The sequence below is a fragment of the Parvibaculum indicum genome, assembly GCF_011762095.1.
Taxonomy (GTDB): Bacteria; Pseudomonadota; Alphaproteobacteria; order Parvibaculales; family Parvibaculaceae; genus Parvibaculum; species Parvibaculum indicum.
The window spans coordinates 291,466-301,024 of record NZ_JAASQO010000004.1 but is presented as its reverse complement, the minus strand read 5'-3'; the positions used below and the strand labels follow the sequence as shown (position 1 = coordinate 301,024).

Here is a 9,559-nt window from a genome sequence, read left to right as displayed (position 1 = left end):
AAACGCGCCCCTCACGGCCATCAACACCATGATTTATATCGGAAATATTGAGATCCTGACAGCAAAATCAGCGATTTACTTGGGGAATGTGGGCTGATGATGGTTTCGGTCCTGCTCAGGCTGAAAGTCTCGTCGCCCTTGCTGGATGAATATCCAAATCTCGCTGCTTACGTCGCCCGAGGCGAAGCACGGCCCGCCTATATGCGCGCATTCGCCGCTCAGCTGGCAGTCAATACAGGCACACCGCAAGGCGATTGATGAAAGAAGAACTTTTTCGGGCCACTCCGATGACAAGATACGGTCGCCTGATCAGAATTTGGCCCGCGCATAAGTTGAAACGCATGCTGGGAGAATGGAAATGACCGATATCGTTACCTGCCTGTGGTTTGACCACGGCGAAGCGAGCAAGGCAGCCGCATTCTATGCCGCGACCTTCCCCGACAGCCATGTCGACCGGATCAACGCCTCTCCGTCGGACTACCCCGGCGGCGAGGAAGGCAATGAATTGACGGTGGAGTTCACGGTGCTCGGCAGGCCGTTTCTGGGTTTGAACGGCGGCCCCATCTTCACGCCGAACGAAGCCGTCAGCTTCATGGTGCTGACCGAGAACCAAGAAGAAACCGATCGCTACTGGAACGCCATCATCGGCAATGGCGGCATGGCGAACGATTGTGGCTGGTGCAAGGATCGGTGGGGCCACTCATGGCAGATCACGCCCAAGCGTCTGATGGAGCTGACCACCAACACCGACCGCGACAAGGCCAGACGCGCAATGAAGGCGATGATGACGATGCAGAAGATCGACATCGCCGCGCTCGAGGCGCCTGTAGCCTGAGCGCAGGCGCAGCCGGCGCCCAGCGGGTTCACTCGGGAAGGTCGAAATCCAGGATCGCCATGTTGAAGGCGTAGGAGATCTCGCCCTCGTCCTCGTCGCGGAAAATCACGCCGATGAATTCATCGCCGATATAGACCTCGCCGGAATCGTCCTTCTGCGGGCGCTGACGGACCTCGATGGAGGGCAGCTGGAACTTCGTCCGCAGATAGGTTTCGAGACGGGTGATTTCTTTGCGATCCAAGGGATCCCCCAATCATAGTCGGTCCAAAAGTCCCGAAAAGCCCCGAGCGGGCTGATTCCGGCGATCCCGGGTTTTAACCAACTGGACCGCCCCGTGCAAACGCGCGGGCCCCGAAAAGCGGCAATTCGCCACGCCGCCAACGCCCCGGTGCGGCGCTTCGCCCGATAGCGGGCACCCGCCGCCCCGTGAGATGCTTTAGCCATCCCACGAGGCGGAGACCTGGTCCCGATGATGCGCCGCACGCAAAAAATGCTGATCGTTTTCGCCGTCCTGCTGACAGCGGCGGCGGCGCTGTCGCTCGTCATCGCGCCGGACCGGCCTGTGCGGGGCGCCAAGGCGCCGGACCGCCCCGCTGCCGGCATCGCCGATCCCGTCGTGACGCTGGCAACGGGCCGGATGGATCAGCGGCTGGTATAGCCGCCATCCACCACCATTTCCGATCCGGTCATGAAGCTCGCCTCGTCGCTGGCGAGAAACAGCACCGCATTGGCGATTTCCTTGGCGATGCCGAGCCGTCCGATGGGATGCAGCATGGTCAGAAGCTCACGCATCTCGTTCGCGCCCACCTGCTGGCCGCCCATCTCGCCCTTCGCCATCACATCCTGAACCAGCGGCGTATCGATATAGCCCGGATGCACGGAGTTGACGCGGATGTCATAGCCCGCTTCCGCGCATTCGAGTGCCGCCGACTTGGTGAGCAGCCGAACGCCACCCTTCGCCGCATTGTAGTCCGACGCATTCGGCTGGCCCACGAGCCCGAGGATCGACGAGATATTGATGATCGAACCTCCGCCATGCTTCTTGATGGTGCGGATGCCCCATTTGCAGCCCAGGAAGACGCTGTCGAGGTCGATGGCGAGCACATGGCGCCAGCTTTCCAGCGTTTTCTCCTCAATCGAGGTCGAATCCGGCGCAATGCCCGCATTGTTCACCACGATGTGGAGCGCACCGAACTTGTCTTCGGCGAGCTTCACAGCGGCTTCCCACTGCGCCTCGTCGGTCACGTCATGCGCGATGAAAGCCGCCGCCCCGCCCGCATTGGCGATTTCGTCGGCCACCGCCTGCCCGGCATCCGCGTCCACATCCGTGCAGACGACGCTTGCACCCTCTTCCGCCAGCCGCTTCGCCGTTGCCGCGCCGATACCCTTGGCCGCGCCCGTGACCAGCGCCACCTTGCCTTGAAGCCGTCCCATCCCGTTCTCCTTCTTGTGTTCTGAGGATTTCAGGCATTCTGGCCCGCAAGGCGCATGCTTCCAATCGAGAAAACGCCGCCAAGCCGTGCTATAGAGCCCAAAAGCGCTCGAAACGAGCATCCACGAAAGAGCAGAGACAGAGGATCCATGGCCGTCGCACTCATCATCACCTTCGAAACCGACCAGCCGGACAATATCCTGACCCAGCTCCGCGCCTATAAGGAGCGCGAACTGGATCGCAACGCGCCGGATGGCTTTGTGAGCGTCGAACTGAAAGAAGAAGGCGGCAAGGTCGTCTATCGCACCGAATGGGCGAGTAAGGAGGCCATGGAAGACGTCGCCGACAGCGCCCCCTGGGAGGCCTGCCTCGACCTCTGCGACATTTATGCAGATGACCGGAAGGACGAGATTGTGGAGCTATAATGGCTCGACCCGTTCACCAATCCCGTTGACCCCATGACCGACGCCGCCGGCTACCCCGCCAACTCCTATTACGTCGCCACTGCGAACGGCATCGCGCCGCCTGCCCCCCTCACGGGCGATGAAAAGGCCGATGTCTGCATTGTCGGCGCGGGCTATACGGGCCTTTCGGCGGCGATCCATCTGGCCGAGCGCGGCTATGCCGTCACCCTGCTGGAGGCGGAACGCGTCGGCTTCGGCGCCTCGGGCCGCAATGGCGGCCAGCTCGGCACCGGCCAGCGCCACGATCAGGAAACGCTGGAAAAGGAGCTGGACGAGGAATGGGCCGCCCGCCTCTGGGAGCTGGCGAAAGACAGCGTCGCAACCGTCAAGGGCCTCATCGAGCGCCACGACATAAAATGCGACCTGAAACCGGGTGTCCTGCATGCCGCCTGGAAAAAAGGCGATGCGGCGTGGCTGAAGGAAGAAGCCGCGCATATGCGGGACAAATACGGCTATGACCGAATTCGCTACGTCCCGCGCGACGAAATCCGCGAGATGGTCGATACCGACCGTTACTGGGGCGGCACGTTGGACATGGGCGGCGCGCATCTCCACCCGCTGAACTATGCGCTGGGGCTCGCCCGCGCCGCGCGCGCATTGGGCGTCACGATCTACGAGCAATCCCGCGTGGTCGACATCTCCCATACCGACCCCGCCATCGTGAAGACGGACAAGGGCTCGGTCACCGCGCCGCATGTCGTGCTGGCCTGCAACGGCTATCTCGGCAAGCTGGAACCGCGCGTGGCGGGCACGATCATGCCCATCAACAATTTCATTATCGCCACCGAACCGCTGAGCGATGAGGAGGCGAGGCAGCTCATCCGCGACGATGTCTGCATTCAGGACACGAAATTCGTCATCGACTATTACCGGCTCTCCGCCGACAACCGCCTGCTCTTCGGCGGCGGCGAGAACTATTCGCCCAACTTCCCGAAGGACATTGCGGGCTTCGTGCGCAAACCCATGTCGCTCGTCTTCCCGAAATTCAGGGATATCCGCATCGACTATGCCTGGGGCGGCACGCTCGCCATCACGCTGAAGCGCATGCCGCATTTCGGTCGCCTCGCGCCGAACCTCATCTATGCGCATGGCTATTCGGGACAGGGCATCAACATGGCGACGCTGGGCGGTAAGCTGGTGGCGGAAGCGGTTGCCGGTCAGGCCGAACGCTTCGACTGGATGGCCGACCTCAAGACGCCGAAATTCCCCGGCGGCACATTGCTGCGCTATCCGGGCCTCGTCGCCGGCATGCTCTGGTACGCGATGAAGGACCGCCTGCCGGGGTGATGCTCTCTTTCGTCATTGCGAGGAGCGCACGCGACGAAGCAATCCAGCGCTGAACCTGCCGCTTCTGGATTGCTTCGCTGACGCTCGCAATGACGTTGAAGGAAACCCTACTGCCCCGACCCTTCATCCGATTCCGGGATGACATGGTCCATGGCATGGCTTGGCTTGTCGCAGCCCGCGCAGCCCACGATCTTCGCAGGCACGCCCACCGCCGTGCAGCCTTCCGGCACGTCATGCAGCACCACGCTGCCCGCGCCGATCCGGCTGAACTCGCCGATCTGGATATTGCCGAGCACCTTGGCGCCCACGCTGATAAGCACGCCGCGCCCGACCTTGGGGTGACGGTCGCCCTGCTCCTTGCCGGTGCCGCCCAGCGTCACGTGATGCAGCATGGACACGTCGTCGCCCACCACGGCCGTCTCGCCGATCACGATGCCGGTCGCATGGTCGATGAAAATGCCGCGACCGAGCCGCGCCGCCGGGTGAATATCCACCGCGAAGAGATCGGAAATCCGGTTCTGCAGGAAGAGCGCGATGGCCTTGCGCCCCTGCCCCCAGAGCCAATGCGCCACCCGGTAGGACTGGAGCGCATGAAAGCCCTTGAAGTAGAGGATGGGCTGGATATAGGCGCTGCAGGCCGGATCGCGCTCGTAATAGGCGACGACGTCGGCCCGCGTGCTTTCGCCGATCGAGGCATCCGCCTTCAGCGCTTCGTCGAACAGCTCGCGAAGCTGCATGGAATGCACTTCGTCATTCCCCAGCTTCTGGGCGAGGTGATAGGAGAGCGCATCGTTGAAGGTGCGGTGATTGAGAATAGTCGCGTAAAGGAAACTGGCGAGAATCGGCTCGCCCGACGCCATCTCCGAGGCTTCCTCGCGCACGCGCTCCCATACCGGGTCGCATACGGCCAGGTTCTGCGAGGCGTTTTCCCTTTCAGCCGGCTTCGACATGGCTCGACCCTTCCCTCTGGCGGGCCCCTGAAGACAGAATGGGGCTCAAAATGCCGCTTTGCGCCAGACGGAAGCATGGCGCAGATTGCAATGAGATTAACACATAGGCCGCGGGGAAACGAGTTCAATAGAAGAACTGACCTCCCCCGGCCCAAAGCGGGACTTGAGGACGCGACATGCCCTTTGCCAAGGCCGGAGACATCGACATCTGTTACGAGCGCGCGGGCGAGGGGCCCCGCCTCCTCTTCATCTCCGGCACGGGCGGCGATCTGCGCAACAAACCCAATGTGATGGACGGCCCCCTGCCGAAGCATTTCGACACATTGGCCTACGACCAGCGCGGCCTCGGCCGGACCGCGAAGCCCGATGCGCCCTATTCCATGGCCCAGTATGCCGAGGATGCGGTGAACCTGATGGCCGCCATCGGCTGGCAGTCGGCCATGGTAATCGGCGTCTCCTTCGGCGGCATGGTGGCGCAGGAGCTAGCGATACGGCACCCCCATGCGGTGGAGGCCATGGTGCTCGCCTGCACCTCGCCCGGCGGCGAAGGCGGCGCCTCCTATCCGCTGCACGAGCTTCAGCACATGAGCCTCGAAGAGCGCGCCCGCCACATGATCCCGATTTCCGACACGCGGCATGACGACGCCTGGGCGAAGGCCAATCCGCAAACCTATGAGCAGCTCGTCGCCATGGCCGCCGCCGACCCTCATGCCGAAGAGCCCGGCCATGCCATGGGCCGCCGCCGCCAGCTCGAGGCACGCGCGCAGCACGATACATGGGACAGGCTCGGCGAGATCCGTTCCCCCACCCTCATCTGCGCCGGAAGGTATGACGGCATCGCAAAGCCCGAAACGCAGGACAACATGGCCGCCCGCATCCCCCATTCGGAACTCCGCTTTTACGAGGGCGGGCACCTCTTCATACTGCAGGACAAGCAGGCCTTCCCGGACATGATCTCGTTTCTCACAGGCGGCGTTATCTGAGCGCCGTGGCCCGGGAACGCACCGGCCTCCGCAAAGGGTATCAACCTGCGGAATAGTAGATATAACCATTTGAAATAATTGAAGAAAAACAGCCTGCCCGGCTCCACCTTCCTTGTTGCCCCCGCGTTAATGCCATACATTACCCCTCAAAATAAGGCTGGCACGCGAGGAGGACGCTATGGGCCGCAAGATTCTTTTCATCACCACGGACCAGATGCGCTTCGACGCCATCGGGGCGAACGGCAACAAGGTGGCCCGTACGCCCGCCATCGACAAACTGGCGGCGGAAGGCATCAACTATGCCCGCGCGCACAACCAGAACGTCGTCTGCATGCCCGCCCGCTCCACCATGATTACCGGGCAATATGTCTCGACCCATGGCGTCTGGATGAACGGCGTGCCCCTGCCGGCGGACGCACCCAGCGTCGCCGCCGAACTGCATGACAAAAAGGGCTACAAGACCTCGCTCATCGGCAAGGCGCATTTCGAGCCCTTCCTCGATCCGGAACTGAAATTCTACGAAAACCGCATGGCCCGCGTCGGCGAATACGGCCCCCATCGCGGCTTCGACCATATGGAACTGGCGACGCATTCGCCGCTCATCCTTCACTACAATGAGTGGATGCGGAAGAACGACCCTGAAGGGTTGAAGGGCTTCTACCGGAACCTCAACGACAAGTTTCAGGTGAACGCGGCGGGCGGCGGCGAAACGGGCGGCTGCCAGCTTCACTACAACCCCGTCTCCCGCGAGCACTATCACACCGACTGGGTGGCCGACCGCACCGTCGCCTGGCTCGATAGTCTGCAGGCGGAGGATGACTGGTTCTGCTGGATGTCCTTCCCCGATCCGCACCATCCCTGGGATCCGCCGCAATCGGAGCTGCACCGCCACCCGTGGAAGGAAACGCCCCTCCCCGATTTCTATCCGGGCTCGAAGGAGAAGATCGAAAAGATCCTGAAGGGCAAACCTCGCCACTGGATGGAATATTACACCGGCGAGCGCGTGACGAATTTCGAAGCGCCGCCGGATTTCCGCCCCTGCGAGATGACCGCCGATCAGGTGCAGGAGATCAACGCCTTCACCCATGTCGAGAACGAGCTGATCGACGAGGCGGTCTCGAAGGTCATGGCGCATATCGAGGCGCGCGGCTGGGGCGACGATGTGGACGTGATCTTCACCACCGATCATGGCGAGTTCCAGGGCGAATACGGCCTGCTCTTCAAGGGCCCCTATCACGTCGATGCGCTGATGCGGCTTCCCTTCATCTGGCGGCCCGCGAAGTCCGCGGGCGTCACGCCCGGCGCCGTCACCAGGCCCGTCGGCCAGGTGGACCTCGCCCCCACCTTCTGCGAGATCGCCGGTCTGGATGTGCCGGACTGGATGCAGGGCAAGCCCCTCCCTACAACCGATACGCAAGCCGACAAACAGGGCCGCGAGCGCGTCTTCACCGAGTGGGACTGCAAACATGTGGACAGCACGACCGTAAACCTGCGCACCATCCATCGCGACGGCTACACCATCACCGCCTGCCTCCCCGGCACCATCTATGACGGCACGGAAGGCGAGCTCTACGACCTGAAGGAAGACCCGCGCCAGTGGCGCAACCTCTGGGACGACCCGGCCCATGCCTCGCTGAAGTCGGACCTGCTCGCCGACCTCAAGGACCACCTGCCTCCTGTCCGCGAGGACAGGCTGGAATATGTCGCAGCGGTGTAACTGAAAATGACGTCATGGCCCGGCTTGTCCGGGCCATCCACGTCTTCCTTCTTTGCCGCAAAGACGTGGATGCCCCGCATAAAGCGGGGCATGACGCCGTTTGCGCACCCCCCGGTTGCGCCCCGGCCTTGCCGGGGCTATGCCCTTTGCTGTCGTAAATTCCAGCGAGGTTCCCCATGTCGTCCCCCACGCCCGAGATGATCGTGAAGAAGGAAGCCCATATCGGCTGGATGACCTTCAACAATCCGCTGCGCATGAACGCGGTCACGCTGGATATGTGGCAGGCGATCCCGGAGATCGTCGCCGATTTCGAGGCCGATCCCGACATCCGCGTCATCGTGCTGACCGGCGCGGGCGACCGGGCCTTCGTCGCGGGCGCCGACATCTCTCAATTCGAGCAGAACCGCTCTTCCTCCGACAGCGTCAACGCCTATGACGAGATTTCGGGCCGCGCCTTCGCCGCCCTCGCCGAAACGCGCCTGCCGACCATCGCCATGATCCATGGCTACTGCATCGGCGGCGGGCTGGGCATCGCGCTTTCCTGCGACATCCGCGTCGCGGCCGACCATTCCACCTTCGCCATCCCGGCGGCGAAGCTCGGCCTCGCCTATCCGCTGGAAGGCACGCACCGGCTGGTGGAAATCGTCGGCCCCTCCTTCGCCAAGGAAATCTTCTACACCGCCCGCCAGTTCAGCGCGGAGGAAGCCCTGCATATGGGCCTCATCAACCGCAGCGTGAGCGCGAAAGATCTCGAACTCACCATCCACACCATGTGCGCGCAGATCGCGGAGAACGCGCCGCTCACCATGACGGCGGAAAAGCGCATTATCGACGAGCTGGTGAAGGAACCCGGAAATTTCGACCGCGAAAAATGCGAAACCCTCGCCGCGGAATGTTTTTCGAGCGAAGATTACGCGGAAGGCCGCGCGGCCTTCATGCAAAAAAGAAAGCCCCAGTTCAAAGGACGATGAAGTCCGGGGCATAAACAAAAAAACTCGGAGGAAACATGGGAAGGCTCGACGGCAAGGTCGCCATCATCACGGGCGGCACGAGCGGCATCGGCCGCGGCACGGTGGATCTTTTCCTGAAGGAAGGCGCGAAAGTCGTTTGCGGCGACCTGCAGGACCACAAGGGCGAGGAAATGGTGCGCGAACTGGGAGACGATTTCTCCTATTGCCGCACCAATGTCGCGCATGAGGCCGAAGTAAAGGCGCTGGTCGAACACGCGGTGAAGCGCTACGGCAAGCTCGACGTCATCTTCAACAATGCCGGCTTCGGCGGCGTCGGCGGCGAACTCCATGAAATCGACATGGGCGAGGCCTTCGACGAAACGGTCGGCGTGCTGCTGAAGGGCGTCTTTCTCGGCTACAAATATGCCGTGCCGGAAATGAAGAAGAACGGCGGCGGCAGCATCATCTCCACTGCCTCGGTCGCGGGCCTTCAGGCGGGCTTCGGGCCGCATGTCTATTCGGCCTGCAAGGCGGCGGTGCTGCATCTGGCGCGCTCCGCCGTGCTGGAGCTGTCGCCCCTCAACATCCGCTCCAACGCGATCTGCCCGGGCGGCATCGCCACCTCGATCTTCGGATCGGGTCTCGGCCTCGGCACGCAGGTGGCCGATCAGTTCGGGGAATTCATGAAGCCGCGTCTGGCGAAGATCCAGCCCATCGCACGGGCTGGCCTGCCGGACGACATTGCGGAGACGGCGCTCTTCCTCGCCTCGGACGCCTCGACCTTCGTGACGGGTCAGGCCATCGCCGTCGATGGCGGCCTCACCGCCGGGCCGATGAACTCGCTCGGCAAGCGGATCGACTTCGAGGAAACGATCAACGAATTCCTCTCCACCCTGCCGGAAGACATGAAACAGCCCCAGAGCTGAGGTCTCACCTCAGCC

At 62.7% G+C, this 9,559-nt stretch carries 11 protein-coding genes and 1 pseudogene; 9 read left to right on the top strand and 3 right to left on the bottom strand.

All coding sequences use genetic code 11. The features are described 5' to 3' along the window. Window positions 1-93: 93 nt before the first annotated feature. Window positions 94-258: pseudogene (locus FHS78_RS07485) on the top strand (glutathione S-transferase family protein); the annotation flags it as partial. A 100-nt stretch (window positions 259-358) separates the two neighbouring features. Beyond that, the gene (locus FHS78_RS07480) at window positions 359-835 is read left to right on the top strand and encodes a VOC family protein (protein WP_167092633.1); all 477 of its coding nucleotides are present in this window, start codon (window positions 359-361) and stop codon (window positions 833-835) included. Window positions 836-863: 28 nt separating this feature from the next. Here FHS78_RS07480 and FHS78_RS07475 read toward each other — a convergent pair whose 3' ends face one another. Continuing rightward, window positions 864-1,076, bottom strand: coding sequence for a DUF3126 family protein (locus FHS78_RS07475; RefSeq protein ID WP_167092630.1), 213 nt, complete (start codon window positions 1,074-1,076; stop codon window positions 864-866). Window positions 1,077-1,304: 228 nt separating this feature from the next. On the opposite strand from FHS78_RS07475, the gene FHS78_RS07470 reads away from it, so the two are divergent. Further along, window positions 1,305-1,493, top strand: a complete 189-nt coding sequence (locus tag FHS78_RS07470; RefSeq protein ID WP_167092627.1) for a hypothetical protein — start codon at window positions 1,305-1,307, stop codon at window positions 1,491-1,493. On the opposite strand, the gene FHS78_RS07465 is transcribed toward FHS78_RS07470, so the two are convergent. After that, window positions 1,478-2,269, bottom strand: a complete 792-nt coding sequence (locus tag FHS78_RS07465; protein ID WP_167092623.1) for a glucose 1-dehydrogenase — start codon at window positions 2,267-2,269, stop codon at window positions 1,478-1,480. The two genes, FHS78_RS07470 and FHS78_RS07465, sit on opposite strands and share 16 nt — an antisense overlap. 147 nt (window positions 2,270-2,416) lie before the next feature. On the opposite strand from FHS78_RS07465, the gene FHS78_RS07460 reads away from it, so the two are divergent. Together FHS78_RS07460 and FHS78_RS07455 are read left to right on the top strand one after the other, a co-directional pair. Beyond that, on the top strand, window positions 2,417-2,692 hold the full coding sequence (locus tag FHS78_RS07460; protein WP_167092620.1) for a hypothetical protein: 276 nt from the start codon (window positions 2,417-2,419) through the stop codon (window positions 2,690-2,692). A gap of 33 nt (window positions 2,693-2,725) precedes the next feature. After that, window positions 2,726-4,018: an NAD(P)/FAD-dependent oxidoreductase gene (locus tag FHS78_RS07455; protein WP_167092615.1), complete on the top strand. Its 1,293-nt coding sequence runs from the start codon at window positions 2,726-2,728 to the stop codon at window positions 4,016-4,018. Between the two features lie 107 nt (window positions 4,019-4,125). Here FHS78_RS07455 and cysE read toward each other — a convergent pair whose 3' ends face one another. Then, window positions 4,126-4,968 carry a serine O-acetyltransferase gene (gene cysE / locus FHS78_RS07450; protein WP_167092612.1) on the bottom strand — a complete coding sequence of 281 codons (843 nt, stop codon included), beginning with the start codon at window positions 4,966-4,968 and terminating at the stop codon, window positions 4,126-4,128. A gap of 176 nt (window positions 4,969-5,144) precedes the next feature. On the opposite strand from cysE, the gene FHS78_RS07445 reads away from it, so the two are divergent. The 4 genes from FHS78_RS07445 to FHS78_RS07430 all read left to right on the top strand — a co-directional run bounded on the left by FHS78_RS07445 (window position 5,145) and on the right by FHS78_RS07430 (window position 9,544). Beyond that, window positions 5,145-5,951, top strand: coding sequence for an alpha/beta fold hydrolase (locus tag FHS78_RS07445; RefSeq protein ID WP_167092607.1), 807 nt, complete (start codon window positions 5,145-5,147; stop codon window positions 5,949-5,951). Window positions 5,952-6,129: 178 nt separating this feature from the next. Further along, entirely contained in the window at window positions 6,130-7,668 is a 1,539-nt protein-coding gene (locus tag FHS78_RS07440; RefSeq protein WP_167092604.1) for a sulfatase family protein, read from the top strand. A 176-nt stretch (window positions 7,669-7,844) separates the two neighbouring features. Then, the gene (locus FHS78_RS07435) at window positions 7,845-8,639 is read left to right on the top strand and encodes an enoyl-CoA hydratase (protein WP_167092599.1); all 795 of its coding nucleotides are present in this window, start codon (window positions 7,845-7,847) and stop codon (window positions 8,637-8,639) included. A gap of 35 nt (window positions 8,640-8,674) precedes the next feature. Further along, on the top strand, window positions 8,675-9,544 hold the full coding sequence (locus FHS78_RS07430) for an SDR family NAD(P)-dependent oxidoreductase (protein ID WP_167092595.1): 870 nt from the start codon (window positions 8,675-8,677) through the stop codon (window positions 9,542-9,544). Window positions 9,545-9,559: the final 15 nt, after the last annotated feature.

Coding starts and splice junctions, on each gene's coding strand:
- FHS78_RS07480 (WP_167092633.1), top strand. CDS start 359: ATGACCGATATCGTTACCTGCCTGTGGTTTGACCACGGCGAAGCGAGC.
- FHS78_RS07470 (WP_167092627.1), top strand. CDS start 1,305: ATGATGCGCCGCACGCAAAAAATGCTGATCGTTTTCGCCGTCCTGCTG.
- FHS78_RS07465 (WP_167092623.1), bottom strand. CDS start 2,269: ATGGGACGGCTTCAAGGCAAGGTGGCGCTGGTCACGGGCGCGGCCAAG.
- FHS78_RS07460 (WP_167092620.1), top strand. CDS start 2,417: ATGGCCGTCGCACTCATCATCACCTTCGAAACCGACCAGCCGGACAAT.
- FHS78_RS07455 (WP_167092615.1), top strand. CDS start 2,726: ATGACCGACGCCGCCGGCTACCCCGCCAACTCCTATTACGTCGCCACT.
- cysE (WP_167092612.1), bottom strand. CDS start 4,968: ATGTCGAAGCCGGCTGAAAGGGAAAACGCCTCGCAGAACCTGGCCGTA.
- FHS78_RS07445 (WP_167092607.1), top strand. CDS start 5,145: ATGCCCTTTGCCAAGGCCGGAGACATCGACATCTGTTACGAGCGCGCG.
- FHS78_RS07440 (WP_167092604.1), top strand. CDS start 6,130: ATGGGCCGCAAGATTCTTTTCATCACCACGGACCAGATGCGCTTCGAC.
- FHS78_RS07435 (WP_167092599.1), top strand. CDS start 7,845: ATGTCGTCCCCCACGCCCGAGATGATCGTGAAGAAGGAAGCCCATATC.
- FHS78_RS07430 (WP_167092595.1), top strand. CDS start 8,675: ATGGGAAGGCTCGACGGCAAGGTCGCCATCATCACGGGCGGCACGAGC.